This window comes from Kluyvera sichuanensis (assembly GCF_014218705.1).
Taxonomy (GTDB): Bacteria; Pseudomonadota; Gammaproteobacteria; order Enterobacterales; family Enterobacteriaceae; genus Kluyvera; species Kluyvera sichuanensis.
On record NZ_JABBJF010000001.1, the window covers coordinates 252,655 to 270,611 of the forward strand.

Annotated in this window: 20 protein-coding genes; 9 read left to right on the forward strand and 11 right to left on the reverse strand. The window is 54.6% G+C overall.

Annotated features, from left to right (window positions below):
- The first annotated feature begins 17 nt into the window (after positions 1–17).
- Positions 18–362 (forward strand): Grx4 family monothiol glutaredoxin, encoded by a 345-nt coding sequence (locus HII27_RS01225; protein ID WP_035896299.1) that lies wholly within the window; start codon positions 18–20, stop codon positions 360–362.
- A gap of 65 nt (positions 363–427) precedes the next feature.
- Here the strand turns inward: HII27_RS01225 and rnt are convergent, their stop codons facing one another.
- The 4 genes from rnt to HII27_RS01245 form a co-directional block, all read right to left on the reverse strand.
- Entirely contained in the window at positions 428–1,075 is a 648-nt protein-coding gene (rnt, locus tag HII27_RS01230) for a ribonuclease T (protein ID WP_185666150.1), read from the reverse strand.
- 104 nt (positions 1,076–1,179) lie between these two features.
- Positions 1,180–1,587 carry a lactoylglutathione lyase gene (gene gloA, locus HII27_RS01235; protein WP_185666151.1) on the reverse strand — a complete coding sequence of 136 codons (408 nt, stop codon included), beginning with the start codon at positions 1,585–1,587 and terminating at the stop codon, positions 1,180–1,182.
- A gap of 76 nt (positions 1,588–1,663) precedes the next feature.
- The gene (gene nemA, locus HII27_RS01240) at positions 1,664–2,761 is read right to left on the reverse strand and encodes an alkene reductase (protein ID WP_185666152.1); all 1,098 of its coding nucleotides are present in this window, start codon (positions 2,759–2,761) and stop codon (positions 1,664–1,666) included.
- A gap of 55 nt (positions 2,762–2,816) precedes the next feature.
- Entirely contained in the window at positions 2,817–3,413 is a 597-nt protein-coding gene (locus HII27_RS01245) for a TetR/AcrR family transcriptional regulator (RefSeq protein WP_185666153.1), read from the reverse strand.
- Positions 3,414–3,555: 142 nt separating this feature from the next.
- Between HII27_RS01245 and HII27_RS01250 the strand changes: the two genes are divergently transcribed.
- Both HII27_RS01250 and HII27_RS01255 read left to right on the forward strand, forming a co-directional pair.
- Positions 3,556–3,795, forward strand: a complete 240-nt coding sequence (locus tag HII27_RS01250; protein ID WP_185666154.1) for a DUF1289 domain-containing protein — start codon at positions 3,556–3,558, stop codon at positions 3,793–3,795.
- 50 nt (positions 3,796–3,845) lie between these two features.
- Positions 3,846–4,742: an aldo/keto reductase gene (locus tag HII27_RS01255; protein ID WP_185666155.1), complete on the forward strand. Its 897-nt coding sequence runs from the start codon at positions 3,846–3,848 to the stop codon at positions 4,740–4,742.
- Positions 4,743–4,784: 42 nt separating this feature from the next.
- Here the strand turns inward: HII27_RS01255 and HII27_RS01260 are convergent, their stop codons facing one another.
- The 3 genes from HII27_RS01260 to HII27_RS01270 are packed head-to-tail and all read right to left on the reverse strand — an operon-like array spanning position 4,785 to position 7,912.
- Positions 4,785–6,809: an FUSC family protein gene (locus HII27_RS01260; protein ID WP_185666156.1), complete on the reverse strand. Its 2,025-nt coding sequence runs from the start codon at positions 6,807–6,809 to the stop codon at positions 4,785–4,787.
- Entirely contained in the window at positions 6,806–7,666 is an 861-nt protein-coding gene (locus HII27_RS01265; RefSeq protein ID WP_185666157.1) for an efflux RND transporter periplasmic adaptor subunit, read from the reverse strand. Before HII27_RS01265 ends, HII27_RS01260 begins: the two co-directional genes overlap by 4 nt.
- Before the next feature lie 9 nt (positions 7,667–7,675).
- Positions 7,676–7,912 (reverse strand): DUF1656 domain-containing protein, encoded by a 237-nt coding sequence (locus tag HII27_RS01270; protein ID WP_185666158.1) that lies wholly within the window; start codon positions 7,910–7,912, stop codon positions 7,676–7,678.
- A gap of 195 nt (positions 7,913–8,107) precedes the next feature.
- Between HII27_RS01270 and slyA the strand changes: the two genes are divergently transcribed.
- Positions 8,108–8,548 carry a transcriptional regulator SlyA gene (gene slyA, locus HII27_RS01275; protein ID WP_185666159.1) on the forward strand — a complete coding sequence of 147 codons (441 nt, stop codon included), beginning with the start codon at positions 8,108–8,110 and terminating at the stop codon, positions 8,546–8,548.
- A 55-nt stretch (positions 8,549–8,603) separates the two neighbouring features.
- Here the strand turns inward: slyA and HII27_RS01280 are convergent, their stop codons facing one another.
- Together HII27_RS01280 and slyB are read right to left on the reverse strand one after the other, a co-directional pair.
- Positions 8,604–9,962, reverse strand: a complete 1,359-nt coding sequence (locus HII27_RS01280; protein ID WP_185666160.1) for a sensor domain-containing diguanylate cyclase — start codon at positions 9,960–9,962, stop codon at positions 8,604–8,606.
- Between the two features lie 233 nt (positions 9,963–10,195).
- Positions 10,196–10,663: an outer membrane lipoprotein SlyB gene (gene slyB / locus HII27_RS01285; RefSeq protein WP_185666161.1), complete on the reverse strand. Its 468-nt coding sequence runs from the start codon at positions 10,661–10,663 to the stop codon at positions 10,196–10,198.
- A gap of 262 nt (positions 10,664–10,925) precedes the next feature.
- Here slyB and anmK point away from each other — a divergent pair, with 262 nt between their 5' ends.
- From anmK to pdxY, 5 genes are all read left to right on the forward strand, one after another.
- On the forward strand, positions 10,926–12,050 hold the full coding sequence (gene anmK / locus HII27_RS01290) for an anhydro-N-acetylmuramic acid kinase (protein WP_185666162.1): 1,125 nt from the start codon (positions 10,926–10,928) through the stop codon (positions 12,048–12,050).
- Positions 12,051–12,143: 93 nt separating this feature from the next.
- Complete coding sequence (gene mliC, locus HII27_RS01295; RefSeq protein WP_185666163.1) at positions 12,144–12,467, forward strand: C-type lysozyme inhibitor; 324 nt, start codon at positions 12,144–12,146, stop codon at positions 12,465–12,467.
- A 57-nt stretch (positions 12,468–12,524) separates the two neighbouring features.
- Positions 12,525–13,181 carry a pyridoxamine 5'-phosphate oxidase gene (gene pdxH / locus HII27_RS01300; RefSeq protein ID WP_035897054.1) on the forward strand — a complete coding sequence of 219 codons (657 nt, stop codon included), beginning with the start codon at positions 12,525–12,527 and terminating at the stop codon, positions 13,179–13,181.
- A gap of 125 nt (positions 13,182–13,306) precedes the next feature.
- Positions 13,307–14,581: a tyrosine--tRNA ligase gene (gene tyrS, locus HII27_RS01305; protein WP_185666164.1), complete on the forward strand. Its 1,275-nt coding sequence runs from the start codon at positions 13,307–13,309 to the stop codon at positions 14,579–14,581.
- A gap of 64 nt (positions 14,582–14,645) precedes the next feature.
- Positions 14,646–15,506 (forward strand): pyridoxal kinase PdxY, encoded by an 861-nt coding sequence (pdxY, locus tag HII27_RS01310; protein ID WP_185666165.1) that lies wholly within the window; start codon positions 14,646–14,648, stop codon positions 15,504–15,506.
- A gap of 94 nt (positions 15,507–15,600) precedes the next feature.
- On the opposite strand, the gene gstA is transcribed toward pdxY, so the two are convergent.
- Complete coding sequence (gene gstA / locus HII27_RS01315; protein ID WP_185666166.1) at positions 15,601–16,206, reverse strand: glutathione transferase GstA; 606 nt, start codon at positions 16,204–16,206, stop codon at positions 15,601–15,603.
- A 148-nt stretch (positions 16,207–16,354) separates the two neighbouring features.
- Positions 16,355–17,860, reverse strand: a complete 1,506-nt coding sequence (gene dtpA / locus HII27_RS01320; RefSeq protein ID WP_185666167.1) for a dipeptide/tripeptide permease DtpA — start codon at positions 17,858–17,860, stop codon at positions 16,355–16,357.
- Between the last annotated feature and the right edge of the window lie 97 nt (positions 17,861–17,957).

The following is a 17,957-nucleotide window of genomic DNA, read 5'->3' on the forward strand; positions in this document are numbered from 1 at the left end:
TTTGAGGAAGCAAGATAATGAGCGAGACAATTGAAAAAATTCAGCGCCAGATCGCTGAAAACCCAATCCTGCTGTACATGAAAGGTTCCCCGAAACTGCCTAGCTGCGGTTTCTCTGCACAGGCCGTTCAGGCACTGTCTGCCTGCGGTGAGCGCTTTGCTTATGTCGACATCCTGCAGAACCCGGACATTCGTGCCGAGCTGCCGAAATATGCAAACTGGCCGACCTTCCCACAGCTGTGGGTAGACGGTGAGTTGGTTGGCGGCTGTGACATCATCATTGAAATGTACCAGCGCGGTGAACTGCAGCCTCTGATTAAAGAGACTGCGGCGAAATACGCTGAAGAGCCGAAAGCAGAATAATCGGTTTGCCCGGACATTGGGCATAGAAATAAAAAAGCGACCTTCAGGTCGCTTTTTTTATGCCGCTATTCTTCAGTCGATATCGGCAGCGGCCAGCCGCCGAGGCGTTTCCAGCGGTTGACGATTTCGCAGAATAGAATGGCGGTCTGTTCAGTGTCATACAGCGCCGAGTGCGCCTGGCTGCTGTCGAAATCCATGCCCGCCGCGGTACAGGCTTTTGACAGCACGGTTTGCCCTAATGCCAGCCCGCTCAGTGCGGCGGTGTCGAAGGTGACGAACGGGTGGAACGGATTACGTTTGAGCGACGCACGATCGGCGGCAGCCATCATAAAGCTGTGGTCGAAGGTGGCGTTATGCGCCACCATAATGGCACGATTGCAGTCGCTATCTTTCATGCCTTTGCGCACCATCTTAAAGATGGCGTGCAGTGCGTCATACTCGCTGACCGCGCCGCGCAGCGGGTTGTTCGGATCGATACCGTTGAACGCCAGCGCTTCCGGCTCGAGGTTAGCGCCTTCAAATGGTTCAACGTGGAAATGCAACGTCGTGTCCGGCATCAGCCAGCCTTGCTCATCCATTTTCAACGTAATTGCCGCTATTTCGAGCAGGGCATCCGTTTTGGCATTGAATCCCGCAGTTTCCACATCAATCACTACCGGATAAAACCCACGAAAACGGTCGCATAGACCATTAAGTTGCACATTGTCGGACATCAGAATCTCTTCACTTAGAAAAAGTAGCGCGCATTATGGCAAATTTTGCCGCGGCTTGGAAAGGCGGGGTAAAAAAACGGGCGCCTTAGGCACCCGTGGAGGAGTTAGTTGCCAAGGCCTTTGCCGGCATCTTTCTCTTCGATCAGTTCGATTTTATAGCCGTCCGGGTCTTCAACAAACGCGATCACCGTGGTGCCGCCTTTAACCGGGCCTGCTTCACGAGTGACGTTGCCGCCGTTCTGGCGAATGCGGTCACAGGCTTCTGCGGCGTTGTCCACGCTCAGGGCGATATGGCCGTAGGCGGTGCCCAGCTCGTATTTATCCACGCCCCAGTTGTAGGTCAGCTCAATCACCGCTTCATCGCTCTCTTCGCCGTAGCCGACGAAAGCCAGAGAGTACTTATATTCGGTGTTTTCGCTGGTGCGCAGCAGCTTCATGCCCAGCACGTTGGTGTAGAAATCAATGGAGCGTTGCAGGTCGCCGACGCGCAGCATGGTATGCAGTAAACGCATGTTATCCCTCGTCCTTACTTATGAATAATCTGGCTAGTATAGCGGCGGAAGGCCGCCGCTATCAATCAACGTGGGATTACAGCGCAGGGTAGTCGGTGTAACCTTCCGCGCCGCCGCCATAGAAGCTTTCCGGACGCTGCGGGTTCAGCTCGGCTTTATGCAGCAGACGAGCGACCAGATCCGGGTTGGCGATGTAGTCGCGACCAAAGGCCACGGCATCGATTAAGCCTTTCTCAATCAGCGCTTCCGCTTTTTCCGGGGTGTAGGCGCCTGCACCGATAATCGGGCCGTGGAAACGAGCGCGTACTTTTTCGCGGAAGGCTTCGCTGTATGGCTGACCGCCGGCCCAGTCTGGTTCAGACATGTGCAGGTAGGCGATACCGCGTTTGCCTAGCTCTTCAATTAAGTAGAGCGCATCGGCTTCTTCGTTCGGGCCGTTGTCGACGTTCTGGAAAGTACCAATTGGCGACACGCGGATACCGATACGGTCTGCACCCCATTCTTTGATCCCTGCATCAACCACTTCCAGCACCAGACGTGCGCGATTTTCGACGCTGCCGCCGTACTGGTCGGTACGATGGTTAGAGGATGGCGACAGGAACTGGTGCAGCAGATAACCGTGCGCGGAGTGCAGTTCAACCAGGTCGAAACCGGCTTCACGAGCGTTAGCAATCGCCTGACGGAAATCGTTGACGATGCCAGGGATCTCTTCGGTTTCCAGCGCACGCGGCATGGAGGTATCAACGCGAGTGGCGTGACCGTTCTCATCGCGCAGCGACGTACGGGTGTTCGCGCTCAGCGCGGAAGGGGCAACCGGCGCTTCACCGTTTGGCTGCAGGCTGGAGTGGGAGATACGCCCGGTGTGCCACAGCTGAACGGCGATGCGACCATCTTCGGCGTGAACGCCAGCGGTGATTTTCTGCCATGCGGCAATCTGTTCAGGGCTGTGCAGGCCAGGAGCGCCCTGGTAGCCTTTCGCCTGAGCGGAGATTTGGGTCGCTTCGGAGATGATAAGACCGGAGCTGGCACGTTGGCGATAGTACTCGGCCATCAGCGGGGTAGGAATGTCACCCGGAACGATGCTGCGCAGACGCGTCAGCGGGGCCATAAACACGCGGTTCGGGGCAGTAACCGCACCCACTTTCAGTGGGGTAAACAGTTTTTCTTGCGACATGGTGACTCCTGAGTAGACCGGTCGTCTAGTGATTAACGAAATAAAAACGCCGGGTTTAGTCCGGCGCGGCAATCAGATTCCTGACGTGCGTCAGCGCGCTTTCAAGCGGCGTTGAACTGCGGGCCATTTTCGCCTGCAGATTTGCGCCCAACCACAGCGAGTAGAGTACCTGCGCCGTGGCTTCGGCTTCGCCACTGAATTTAAGGCAACCTTCACGGCGGCCATTTTCCAGCGCTTGCGCCAGCAGAGCCATAATCTGGCTGGCACCTTTGTTCATTTCTGTGCGCATATCTTCGGAAAGATCGCACACTTCGGCAGAGAGTTTAACGGTCAGACAACCGCTGATAAGACCCTGCTGGCAAAACTGGGTGAGCGTGTGCTGGTAATAGTCCAGCAGGCGGTCACGGTAGTTGCCTGCGCCCTGGGTAAAATGCTGCACCAGGCGCTGGTGATAATCGGCAAAGTGCCGTTCCAGCATCGCGACGCCAAACGCCTCTTTTGAACGGAAATAGTGATAAAACGACCCCTTCGGCACTTCCGCCGTCTTCAGGAGTTCGCTAAGCCCCATTCCGGTAAACCCCCGGTGCATGCAAAGACGCTCGCCGGTAGCCAGAATGTGTTCACGGGTATCATGTTCAATCAATTTGCTCATGCGATGCACTGTAATAGACCGATTGGTCTAATGCAAATGAATTTTTGAAAATGCAGGTTCACCCGCACGATGTGGGAGAAAAGTTGCGCCCCGGTGATTAAACGTCTTCAATGAGAGTATGACGTGGTAAAAGGGGGCTAACGTGGCGGAGCAACTGGAGTTTTTCCCGGTTCAAAGTCCGTGCCGGGGAATTTGTCAGTCGGATGAGCGCGGATTTTGCCGTGGCTGTTTTCGCAGCCGCGATGAACGCTTCAATTGGCAAAAAATGAACGATGCGCAAAAACAGGAGGTGCTGCGGCTCTGTCGTCAGCGTCTGCTGCGTAAATTACGCGCGGGTAAAGCGACGAATACGGAAGATCCTCAGCAGCCCTCACTGTTTTAAGCGCAAAAGTGCGTATACTCAATTCAATTTTTTTTGTTGAGGAAGTGGTTATGGTTCAACGTATTACCCTGGCACCACAAGGGCCAGAATTTTCCCGTTTCGTGATGGGCTACTGGCGTCTGATGGAGTGGAACATGACGCCACGTCAGCTGGTGAGCTTTATTGAAGAGCATCTCGACCTTGGGGTGACGACCGTTGACCACGCCGATATTTATGGTGGCTACGCCTGTGAAGCTGCGTTCGGTGAAGCGCTGAAGCTGGCGCCGCATCTGCGTGAACGAATGGAGATTGTCACCAAGTGCGGGATCGCCACCACGGCGAAGCCGGAACACGCGCTCGGTCACTATATTACCGACCGCAATCACATCATTCATAGCGCCGAACAGTCGCTGCGTAACTTGGCTACCGACGTGCTGGATCTGCTGCTGATCCACCGCCCGGATCCGTTAATGGATGCCGATGAAGTGGCGCAGGCGTTTACCGCGCTGCATCAGAGTGGAAAAGTGCGCCATTTCGGCGTCTCCAACTTTACCCCGGCGCAGTTTGCGCTGTTGCAGTCGCGTCTGCCGTTCACTCTGGCCACGAACCAGGTGGAGATATCGCCAATTCACCAGCCGACCATTCTTGACGGCACGCTGGATCAGCTGCAGCAGTTGCGTATTCGCCCGATGGCCTGGTCCTGCCTCGGCGGCGGTCGCCTGTTTAATGACGATGAGTTCCAGCCGCTGCGCGATGAGCTGGCGAAGGTGGCGAATGAACTGAACGCAGGCAGCATTGAGCAGGTGGTGTATGCGTGGGTGATGCGTTTACCGTCGCAGCCGCTGCCGATTATCGGCTCTGGCAAAATCGAACGCGTGCGCTCTGCCATTGTCGCCCAGTCTCTGGATATGACGCGTCAGCAGTGGTTCCGCATTCGTAAAGCGGCATTAGGTTACGACGTTCCGTAATGTCATTTATGCAGGCGGTTTTTGCCGCCTGCATCCTTTCTTTTACGCCGGCTGTTCGGTCAGCGTGCCGGGCGGCGGTGCCGTTTCCAGCTGTGAAAGCGAACAGTACAGACGCCACAGAATCGAGGCCAGCTCGCGGGCGGCCGGTTGATGGTGGTGGGCCAGGGTGTTACAAATTCGCTGCAGCTCTTCGAGCGTAGTGGCCAGCGGGCGCTGTTGAACCCCGCGTTCACTCATCACATCCCTCAGCAGACTAATACACATATCGCGTACCTGCGACAGCGGGTCCGAACGGGCTTCCCAGGCGCGAAGCTGCCAGACTACGTGCGAACAGTTCAGCAGTACCACGCCCCAGCGTAACAGCCAGCGGCGTGCTGGTTCATCCTGGCTGCTGCTGAGCTGGCTAACATGATGATAAACCAGCGATTCAAATTCATGCTCGCTGTTTGCCGGGTGTCGGCTAAGCTGATCAACAAAGTGACGCCGTAACGCCCGAATATGACGGCGGCTTTTGCGCGCATCTGAACCGGGAGTCAGCACGGCAAAAGCCAGCCATGCCAGACCAACGCCGATGATTTTGGCCAGGTTATCGTTAAGGAAATCGCCAAAATTGTAGACTGGCGGATTGGTCACCGCGATAAATGAACCCATAAAGACGATAAGCGACCCCCACAGCCTTGCCTGTTTGGGCATCTGCAGTTTCAACAGTTGCATGGTTAGCAACAGCGGGAAGAGAAACAGCATGAACTGCCAGAGATCGCTGATTTGCACCATCAGGCCGAATTTGACGCCAAAGCTGAATATCGACAGCAGGATCAAGGTACGCATCAGCAGCGTGAGCGAACTGAACGGTGACGGTACGTTGGAGTAGAGTACACAGCAGATAGCTGCCAGGGTTAAGGCCGCTGCACCCGATTCCCACTGGGTGCTGATGCTTAGCGCGCCAACGCTGACCAGTGCGAAGAAGGTACGGATGCCGCTCCATGCTGCTTCGGCATGGTCGGTATGGCGCATCAAGGCGGGGGCGGCTGGCACGGTAAACTCGGTCACCGCGGTCGCGTTTTCCAGCCGCTGGAGCCAGTGGCTGGTGGTGAGATAGAGGCGGCAGAAGTAGCGTAAACGGTGCCAGAACGCGTGGTGGCGATAATCCTGCGGGTTGCTCGGCGCCAGCGGAGCGATAATTCGCGCGACGGTATAGGCATCGCAGTCGGGTTTCGCCAGCGCCAGCAACAGTTCTTCCAGCACCGGGCGGATGGTTTGCGGCGCCTCCGGCCAGTTCAGCAGCAGTCGACGTAAGCTTGAGATTACGCTAGTCAGTCGTAGCTGTTGGTGCAGTAAATAGTTGAGCAGCGTGTTCTGTCGTCGCAGGCGATAGTGGCTCCAGAAGGCCTGAATGCGCAGCAGATTCATCGTCAGAATTTGGCTGATCACGCTCTGGTGCGCAGTGCGGATGGCATCGGTGGTGACCGGTTGCCAGAGCATGTTGGCGTGTTCAAGTAACCGGGCGTGCATATTTTTAAGCGCCGTCAGCAGGGTACTGCCGTCAGAGGTGCTGGGCAGGATCATCATCATCACCCCGCCGCACAGAATCCCGACAATCACTTCACACACGCGCGCCTGAGCAATGTCCCAGAGTCGGGTGGCATCCACCACATTGATAATAGGAAACGCGATAATGGCACAGGTGTAGCCCGCCAGCTGAAAGGCGTAGGCGACGTTGTTGGTGTACATCGCGCAGGCCCAGGTACAGAAAGCCAGCCAGCCGGACATAGCAAACAGGAACAGCCAGGGGTCGGTCAGGGTATGCCCGGCTATCAACAGCGCCGCGCAGGCGCCGAGCATACTCCCGGCAACACGCCCGAGGCTTTTACTGATAACACCGCCAACGGTCGGAAAGCTGACCACTGCAGCGGAGGTCATCGCCCAGTAAGGTTCATCAAGGTTGAGCCAGTAGGCGATGCTAAGCGCGAGACACATGGCAATGGCGTTGCGCATGGCATAGCGCCATTGCGGCACGGTCGCTTTAACCCAGGGCAATGACCGCCATGTTAAAGCGGGAAAGATCATTGCTTCCCACCGGCTATAGAGACGGTGCAGGTGGTACCGGCAACCAGCACGGTATCTGCTGGCAGCGCGTCTAATTCAATGCGTACCGGCACACGCTGTGCCAGACGCACCCATGGGATGGTCGGCTTGATATCGGCAACGAGCTTGCCGTCTGTTGCCAGACTCTGGTCGTGAATGGCACGGCCGATGCTGGATACGTGACCCTGTAACTTTTTATCGTCACTGTAGAGGACGACATCGGCGCGGTCGCCTTCGCGGATGTGGCGCAGTTTGGTCTCTTCGAAGTAGCCGACCACGTAGAAGGAGTGGCTGTCGATCAGCGCAAAGACCGGCTGTCCGACGGCGGCATAGTTGCCGATGCGGGTTGAGAGGTTGGTGACCCAACCGTCGACCGGTGCTTTTACGTTGGTTTGAGCCAGCTGCCAGCGGGCATGTTCGCGCTCGGCTTTGGCGGCATCAAAGTTGGCCTGCGCTGCTTTCAGCGTCATGTTGGCCGTGTCGAGGTCTTCGGCGGAGATAAAGTTCTGCGATAGCCCCCGGCGACGCTCCACTTCATGGCTGGCGCGCGAGAGGTCGGACTGAGCCTTAGCAAGCTTCGCATCGGCATTCATCTCGGCAATTTTCCACGGCGTTGGGTCAATCTGGAACAGCACGTCACCGGCGTGGACAAACTGGTTGTCCTTTACGTTGAGGGTCAGAATACTGCCAGAAACCTGTGGGGTAATATCAACCTGTTCGGCGCGAATTTTGCCGTCGCGCGTCCACGGCGACTGCATGTAGTAGTTCCAGACCAGCCAGCAGGCGATGATAGCCAGGGCCGCGATGAACAGCGTTGAGAAGTATTTTAATTTTTTCATTGAGTTACATCACCACCAAACCAGTATCATCAGCGCCATACACACTGAAAGCGCAAAGAAAGAGAGATCCATCAATAGCGGGTGCCAGATATCACCGGCATACATCCAATCGCGCAATAAACGGTGAATTATTAACCAGAACAGGAAGCCCAGCAGGACGGCTTTAAATACAGGGGGAAAATAAATAGAAGCACCAACCACAAGGTCTTGCAGCGGGACTCCTGGAATGTGGAAAATAGACTTCACAAGCAAAAATCCTTTGCAATTGAAGAGTTATGGCTCGATAGTGTGTCGTGTTTTGACATACATTCACATCATTTGAAACAGTGTAACTCACGGATCTGGTTTGCGTGCACGTGGCAATTCATTTGTTTTGCTAATTTAAATACTGCACACTATTCTAAAATCAGTATAATAACTTAGCAAGCTAATTATAAGGAGATGAAATTGGAATCGCCATTAGGTTCTGATCTGGCACGGTTGGTGCGCATTTGGCGTGCTTTGATTGACCATCGCCTCAAACCTCTGGAACTCACGCAGACTCACTGGGTCACGCTGCATAATATTCATCAGCTGCCGCCCGAACAGTCGCAAATCCAACTGGCAAAGGCGATCGGCATCGAGCAGCCGTCTTTAGTTCGTACTCTGGATCAGCTGGAAGAGAAGGGACTGATCTCTCGCCAGACCTGTGCGAATGACCGCCGTGCTAAACGCATTAAGTTGACTGAGAAAGCAGAACCGCTGATCCAGGAGATGGAAGCGGTCATCAGCCACACGCGCGGTGATATCCTGTCGGGGATCTCCGCCGAGGAGCTGGGGATATTGACCACGCTGATCCGCAAACTGGAGCAGAATATCATTGAGCTGCAATCGCGCGATTGATACTCATTGATACTCAAAAAAACCCGCGATAGTCGCGGGTTTTTTTTCACCTCTCTTATTCCCAGACCATTACGCGGTTTCTGCCCGCCGCTTTGGCGCGGTACATCGCTTCATCCGCACGTCTGACGCACTCTTCTACCGGCACCGATAAATCGACGGCGGTGAAAACGCCCATGCTGATGGTGATAGACTCTGGCAGCTGCGCATGGCTGCTTTCGGCATTATGCTGGCTGATTGCCAGACGAATACGCTCGGCAATCGTTCGCGCCACCTCGGGAGAGGTGTTAACCAGCAGCAGAGCAAATTCTTCGCCACCGATGCGGGCGGCAACGTCGTTTTGCCGCACCGAATCCTGCAGGACTTTCGCCACGAACTGAATCACCTTGTCGCCCTGCAGGTGCCCATATTTGTCATTGATACGCTTAAAGTGGTCCAGATCGCTGACAATCACCGATACCGGTTGACCATCGGCAATAGTAGGCAACAGTGCGGTAAACGAGTCGTAGAAATAGCTGCGATTGTACAGTCGTGTTAATGGATCGCGGATAGAGTTCTGGTATGAGTCATGGTATTTCGCATTGGACTGGCGATAGAGCGTGAACACGTCGCAAAACAGCACAAAGATAAGGAACAGAGTGGAGATGGTTTCGAACAGGCGCGCCTGATACCAGCTGTAGCTGGCGGTCTCCTGGCCGGTCATCAGGACAAACAGCGTGAAGATATAGCAGGCGCAGAAGAAGGCCCCGCTGTACCAGAATATATTGCGCAGTTGCGTTGTAATCAGAATGGTGAAAAGCGTTATCCCCCAAAGACCAAACAATATCCAGCTGATAATTCCTTGCCAGACGTCAGTATATTTAAAGGTAAGATTATCAATAAAGGCAACGCTGAGTAACGGATCGTTGCTGGAATATAGCCAGGCCAATTCCATAATGCAGGCGCAGAAAATAACGATGCCGCTGAGAATGAAAAAATGAATTTTGCGGGTGTGCATCTCACGCAGTTTAAATGCGTAGAGAATGACGGCGGTCATAAAGAGTAGCGCCATTAATATATTACGGAATACGTAAAAGATCAGGGCATCATTATAATTTGCGATATTCACGCCGCCGCAGAGGAACCAATCCGGATAACTCTTCAGCGTTCCCAGCATCAGCAATGCAGAGCTAGCAAAGGCGCAGGCGATGGGCATAAGGTAGAGACGACGTTTATCACACAAATACTTCATGACCATGAACACGGCGATCATGGTGTGAAAAACCATGAGAAAAATCGTCAGCGTTGGGAACAATATCGGCGCAATAGACGGAACGTTGCTGATAAACGCGTTCGAGAAATGATTCAGAACAAGCGTGCCAATAAGAGTGATGGTCAGATAAATCAAAAAGCACTGTAGCGGGAATTTTAGCAGCATATATGTGTCCTGTGTACGCAACGCCGGGCATGCAACGGGCATCCAGCCCTATACGCAGGGAGTGTAATAGATAAACTGTCAGTAAATATTGTCCACGCGCAAATAATACATAAGCTAAATGTCAATTATGCATTCATGGTATGAATTAATTGTTTATTTGAAATAAGTATTAGAAATAATACTGAGTGGTGGAAAGGTACGTGGCCGTAGCGGCCACGTACGCAAAGTGAGGTTTAACGCGGGGAAACGGTAACCTGGCTGCCGTTGCTTGCCATCACGACACGCTGGCCAGCTGAGAAGCGGGTATCGCCCTGTTTCTGCACCACCATAATGGTGTTACCGTCATCTTTACGAATTTCCAGCTCAACGCCCTGGGTTTTATTCATCGCACCCTGAACGCCTTGACCTGCTACGCCACCTGCCACGGCACCCGCCGCAGTCGCCAGGGAACGACCGGTGCCGCCACCGATAGTGTTACCCAGGAAGCCACCCAGAACTGCACCGCCGATGGCGCCGATAACGTTGTTATCGTCGCCGCCCTGAATTTGAACAGGGCGTACGTGGACGATGGTACCGTAGGTCACGTTCTGGACCTGTTTCGCTTCGGATGCCGAGTAAACATCGCCTGACAACCCGCTGTTGCTGACACATCCGGCCAGGGATAAACCAATCATTGAAACAGCCAATACGCGTAACATCATTTTATGAATCTCCAGTTCACTCAGAATCGCTCTTGTGAGCATCCGTACTAAACGATTATATGGTATTTGATTCGAGCGGTCATATATTCCGCATTTATTATTAATAAGAATAATCCATAATGGCTTAACCAACGTTAAACGCAAGGGAAACTACCGGGCGGGTCGATGGTAGGTATATTGTTAAAAAGTATTATCAGTTAATAGCATTAAGTGTCACTTTATGATTGAGTGTTGACTTTGCAAAGATGACTAAGGACGGCGTATGAAATCCGGGCGATATATTGGCGTGATGTCGGGAACCAGCCTTGACGGCGTGGACGTAGTGCTCGCGGCCATTGATGAAAGCCGCGTAGCCCAGCTTGCCAGCCTTACCTGGCCAATACCGGTAGCCCTAAAAGAGGCCGTGCTCGCCATCTGCCAGGGGCAGGCGCTGACGCTTTCGCAACTCGGCCAGCTCGACAATCGGCTGGGGACTTTGTTTGCTGAAGCAGTTATCGCGCTAATGTCTCAGGAGCATCTTGAGGCGCACGATATCGTCGCCATCGGCTGCCATGGGCAAACGGTATGGCATGAGCCGACGGGCGCTGCACCGCACACGATGCAGATTGGCGACAACAATATTATCGCCGCCCGCACCGGCGTGAGCGTAGTGGGGGATTTCCGCCGCCGCGACATGGCGCTGGGTGGGCAGGGCGCGCCGCTGGTGCCCGCTTTTCACCAGGCGCTGCTGGCGCATCCTGATGAACGTCGGATGATCCTCAACATCGGCGGTATTGCCAACCTCTCTTTACTGGTTCCTGGCATGCCGGTGCGCGGTTTTGATACCGGCCCGGGTAATATGCTGATGGATGCGTGGATCTGGCGCAGCCAGGGCAAACCATACGACAAAGACGCCGAGTGGGCCAGCGAAGGCAAGGTTATCCTGCCGATGCTGCAGGATATGCTGAGCGACCCATACTTCTCAGCGCCAGCGCCAAAAAGCACCGGGCGGGAGTACTTTAACTACGGCTGGCTGGCGCAGTTCCTGGCGCGCTATCCGGGCCTGCGTCCGCAGGACGTACAAGCGACGCTGACTGAACTGACCGCCGTGACCATCAGCGAACAGGTGATGTTGAGCGGCGGATGCGAACGTCTGCTGGTCTGCGGCGGTGGCAGCCGTAATCCGTTGGTGATGGCGCGTCTGGCCGGCCTGCTTGCCGGAACGGAAGTGGCGAGCACCGATGCTTACGGGATCAGCGGTGACGATATGGAAGCGCTGGCATTTGCCTGGCTTGCCTGGCGAACCGTCGCCGGACTGCCGGGTAACCTACCGTCTGTGACCGGTGCTTCGGAGGCGACCGTGCTAGGGGCTATTTATCCAGCAAATCCGCAGCATAATCAGAGTTAACTGACATCTTCTTTTACAGTGGGCCGGTAGACTTAACTTGAACGGGAGTGTGAGAATCACTCCTTGACCAGGAATGTCGGAAGGCCCAAAACAATGAAAAAGCTACTTATCGCTGTTCTCCCTTTTATGCTCGCTGGCTGCAGTGCGTACAATCAGTTTATGGAACGCATGCAGACCGACACGCTGGAATACCAGTGTGAGGAAAAACCGCTGACCGTGCATCTTAACAATCAGCGCCAACAGGTGAATTTTATCTATGACAACCAGCAGCTGAATCTCCAGCAGGGGATCTCCGCGTCGGGCGCTCGCTATACCGACGGGATCTACGTGTTCTGGTCTAAGGGTAACGAAGCAACCGTCTACAAACGCGATCACATCGTGTTGAATAACTGCCAGTTACAAAACCCCAAGCGTTGAGATTTTCAGGCGGGCGGCGCACAATAACGCCACCCGTTGACTACTCTCTTAAACGCCATGTCTGATAACGACGATCTGCAACAAATCGCGCATCTGCGCCGTGAGTACACCCGTGGCGGTCTGCGTCGCCACGACCTTCCTGCTGAACCGCTGCCCTTGTTCGAACGTTGGTTACGCCAGGCATGTGATGCCAGACTGGCCGACCCTACGGCGATGGTGGTTGCCACGGTTGATGAAAACGGTCAGCCGTATCAGCGTATCGTTCTGCTCAAGCACTATGATGAGAAAGGGCTGGTCTTCTATACCAACCTGGGTAGCCGTAAGGCGCATCAGCTGGAGAACAATCCGCGCATCAGCCTGCTGTTCCCGTGGCATATGCTGGAGCGGCAGGTGATGGTTATCGGCAAGGCTGAACGTCTGTCGACCCTCGAAGTGGTGAAGTATTTCCACAGCCGCCCGCGCGACAGCCAAATTGGCGCTTGGGTATCTAAGCAGTCCAGCCGCATCTCCGCGCGCGGTATCCTCGAAAGCAAGTTCATGGAACTGAAACAGAAATTCCAGCAGGGTGAAGTCCCGCTGCCAAGTTTCTGGGGCGGTTTCCGCGTTTCTATTGAGCAGATGGAGTTCTGGCAGGGCGGTGAACATCGTCTGCACGATCGTTTTTTATACCAGCGCGACGCGGATGCCTGGAAAATCGACCGTCTGGCACCGTAATCCCTGAAATTTGTTGTGTTAAGCGCTAGCGCTGAGTGCGCCAGCGCTTTATTCTATAGAGCTTTCGCGTCTGGCGAAAAGTCGTGTACCGGCAAAGGTGCAGTCGTATATAGATGGAGAATTTGATGGCAAGCAGTAACTTGATTAAACAACTGCAAGAGCGGGGGCTAGTCGCCCAGGTAACGGACGAGGTAGCGTTAGCAGAGCGACTGGCGCAAGGCCCGATCGCGCTCTATTGCGGCTTCGACCCTACCGCCGACAGCTTGCATTTGGGGCATCTTGTTCCTTTGTTATGCCTGAAACGCTTCCAGGAGGCAGGGCATAAGCCTGTTGCACTGGTCGGTGGCGCAACCGGTCTGATTGGCGACCCAAGCTTTAAAGCGGCCGAGCGTAAACTGAATACCGAAGATACCGTGCAGGAGTGGGTGGATAAAATCCGCAAACAGGTGGCACCGTTCCTCGATTTCGACTGCGGCGACAATTCGGCTATCGCGGCCAACAACTATGATTGGTTCGGCGGCATGAACGTGCTGACCTTCCTGCGTGATATCGGTAAACACTTCTCTGTTAACCAGATGATTAACAAAGAAGCGGTGAAACAGCGTCTTAACCGTGACGATCAGGGCATCTCTTTCACCGAGTTTTCCTACAACCTGCTGCAGGGCTATGACTTTGCCTGCCTGAACAAACTGCACGGCGTTGCGCTGCAGATTGGTGGTTCCGACCAGTGGGGTAACATTACCTCCGGTATCGACCTGACCCGTCGTCTGCACCAGAACCAGGTATTCGGCCTGACCGTTCCGCTGATCACCAAAGCGGATGGCACCAAATTCGGTAAGACCGAAGGCGGTGCAGTCTGGCTGGATCCGAAGAAAACCAGCCCGTACAAATTCTACCAGTTCTGGATCAACACCGCGGATGCCGACGTTTATCGCTTCCTGAAGTTCTTCACCTTTATGGACATTGAAGAGATCAATGCGCTGGAAGAAGAAGATAAGAACAGCGGTAAAGCTCCTCGCGCCCAGTACGTACTGGCCGAGCAGGTGACCCGTCTGGTGCACGGTGAAGAAGGTCTGGTGGCGGCAAAACGCATCACCGATAGCCTGTTCAGCGGTTCACTGAGCGCGCTGAGCGAAGAAGACTTCGAGCAGCTGGCGCAGGACGGTGTGCCGATGGTTGAGATGGATAAAGGGGCTGACCTGATGCAGGCGCTGGTGGACTCCGAGCTGCAGCCGTCTCGCGGCCAGGCGCGTAAAACCATCGCCTCCAACGCGGTCACCATCAACGGTGAAAAACAGGCTGACCCGGAATATTTCTTCCAGGAAAGCGATATTCTCTTCGGTCGTTACACCCTGTTACGCCGTGGTAAGAAAAATTACTGTTTGATCTGCTGGAAGTAATATTCCGAAACGAGGGGGCGTGGGAAACTACGCCCCCTTCTTTTTTGTCGTCTGAGTAGAGCTAATGAACAACATCCTCGCCATTCAATCTCACGTCGTTTTTGGGCATGCGGGCAATAGCGCCGCCGAGTTTCCTATGCGTCGCCTTGGTGCGAACGTCTGGCCGCTGAACACGGTGCAGTTTTCCAACCATACCCAATATGGTCAGTGGACGGGCTGCGTGATGCCGCCAGCGCATCTGACAGAGATTGTGCAGGGCATTGCGGCTATCGACCAGTTGAAGCGCTGTGACGCGGTGCTGAGCGGCTATCTGGGCTCTGCGGAGCAGGGCGAGCATATTCTTGGCATCGTGCGTCAGGTGAAAGCGGCGAACCCGCAGGCGAAATTTTTCTGCGACCCGGTTATGGGGCACCCAGAAAAGGGCTGCATCGTGGCGCCAGGCGTGGCGGAATTCCATAAGCGCTATGCCATGCCGGCAAGTGACATCATCGCGCCGAACCTGATTGAGCTCGAAATTCTCGCCGGCCGTGACGTGAAGGATGTGAACGATGCGGTGCTGGCTGCGCGTGAGCTGATTGCTCAGGGGCCGGAGATCGTGCTGGTGAAGCATCTGGCCCGTGCAGGATACAGTCAGGATCGCTTTGAGATGCTGTTGGTGACGGCGGATGAAGCCTGGCATATCAGCCGTCCACTGATCGACTTTGGCGCGCGTCACCCGGTGGGCGTGGGCGATGTGACCAGCGGTCTGCTGCTGGTTAAGCTGCTGCAAGGGGCTAGCCTTCGCGACGCGCTGGAGCATGTGACTGCGGCGGTGTACGAGATTATGGTCACCACCAAAGAGATGGGCGAGTATGAGTTGCAGGTAGTGGCGGCGCAGGATCGTATTGCGAAGCCAGTTCACTGTTTTAGCGCCACTCAGCTGTAAATATTCCCGGCGTCGCGAAGCTCTGCCGGGCTACACTAGCCTGTAGCCCGGACGAGGTGCGAAGCGCCGACTCCGGGGAGCCAGCACAGCAATATTACTTCAGACCTTCAGCCGCCATGGCTGCCGCCACCGCAGGACGCGCCGCGACGCGCTCCATATAGGCCGCAATATTTTTGTATCCAGCCATTTCCAGCTTCACGGCAAACGCCCAGCGCAGCACGGTAAACAGATAGGCATCGGCAATAGTGAAACGTGAACCGCTGATCCACTGCGCGTTCGCCAGCGATTCATCGATGTAGGCCAGTTTCTTATCCAGCAGCGCGCGCGCCGTTGGTTTGTAATCTTCCGGGGTATCCGGGCGGAACAGTGGCGTAAAGCCTTTGTGCAGCTCGGTCGCGATATAGTTCAGCCATTCCAGCGTTCTGTAACGATTGATGGTACCAACCGGTGCCAGCAGCTGGCGATCCGCAACGCTATCGGCGATGTACTGCATGATAGCCACGCCTTCCGTCAGCAGGGTGTTGTCGTCCAGCAGCAGCGCAGGAACCTGGCCTTTCGGGTTGACCTTCAGGAAATCGTCACCGTTTTCCATACGTTTGTGCATCAGGTCGACGCCGATAAGCGTAAAGTCCTTTCCGCTCTCCCTCAACGTGATGTGCGATGCAAGGGAACAGGCGCCGGGTTTGTAGAACAATTTCATGGGTAACTCCTTCAGACTTGGTTATTTTTGTTTTCCCTCAGCCGAAGGGCAGCCGAGAGATATGGAGGTATGTTAGTGCCTGAAGCGATAAAAAAAAAGCCGCTAACAGAAGTTAGCGGCCTAAATATTTATTCGTTTCCCGATGACGTTATGCGGAAGCGACTTTACCGTCAGCAGCAGGTTTTGCGTCGTCCTGAGTCATACGGTTCAGTTTCGGAGCGGTCAGCAGCATCAGCACGGCGATAATGGCCGTAGCAACACCAATCTGCAGGAATACGTGGCCATAAATGTTCAGAGACATCAGCGGATCAGTCACGTTTTCCGGAACCGCCATCATGCCAGCAACGTAGCCACCGATGATGTTCGCACCCGCGGTAGTCAGGAACCAGCTACCCATGATGAAGCCCATCAGGCGCTGTGGAACCAGCTGTGCCACCATCGCCAGACCCAGACCAGAAATCATCAGTTCACCGATACTCTGCAGGCCGTAGCTGATGATCAGCCAGTTAACGGAAACGATACCCGCGTCGGAAGCGAACTTCGCGCCCAGCGGCAGCACCAGGAAGGCACCGGAGCACAGCACCATACCAATCGCGAACTTAGTCGGCATTGGCAGGTTGTCGCCCATCTTGTTATAGATAGCGGCCAGAATTGGGCTACCAATAATGATCCAGAACGGGTTCAGCGCCTGATACTGTTCCGGTTCGAACGCGATGCCCAGAATGGAGTGCTCAACGTTACGAATCGCGAAGAAGTTCAGAGAGGTTGGCATCTGGCTGTACAGCACGAAGAAGATAATCGCTTCGAGCATCAGAATGAACGCCACGATCATCTTACGACGCGGCGCACCGCTCATTGCGAAGGTTTCTTTACCGAAGATAAAGATGATGCCCAGTGCAATCACGCCCAGAACCATACGTGCGATGCCCTGGTTGTGCAGCAGCCAGGTGGCGACAGCGACCAGAATCACCACGCCGACAATGGTCAGCAGCAGGTTGCGGTAGTTGATTGGCTCGAAGTCAGGCTTGGAACCGTACTGTTTAACCCAACGCTGGCAGAAAGCGAAGTTAACCACGGTGATCAGCATACCCACGACGCTCAGCGCGAACGCAGTGCTCCAGCCGTATTTTGCGGCCAGCCATGGCGTTGCCAGCATGGAGAAGAACGAACCGATGTTCACGGACATATAGTACATGGTGAATGCACCGTCCAGACGCGGGTCGTCTTTGGCATAGCAGGTAGAGAGCAGGGAAGACGGGTTGGCTTTAAACAGGCCATTACCTACAGCGATAGCCGCCATACCCATATAGACGATGCCTGCATCGTGACCAGACCATGCGACCAGCGCATAGCCGATAGCCAGCACCACGGCACCCAGCATAATCACGCGTTTTGTACCCAGTACTTTGTCGCCCAGCCAGCCGCCGATAGCAACCAGACCGTACACTAATGCACTAAAGGAAGAGAACAGCGTGATGGAATCTGCTTCTGACATACCCAGCTGTTTAACCAGGTAAACGGCCATAATGCCTTGCAGGCCGTAGAAACCAAAACGCTCCCATAACTCGATAGAGAAGATGAGATAGAACGCTTTAGGTTGTTTGAAGGCGTTTAAACTTACGCTTTCAGTTGGTTTATTGTTTGCAGTAGACACATATACCTCTTATTTACATCCCATTCTAATGGGGGGTGTACTGGGCGGGTGCTCATTGGCATCCACCTTATAGTTATTCTGGAGGGAAACGGGAAGT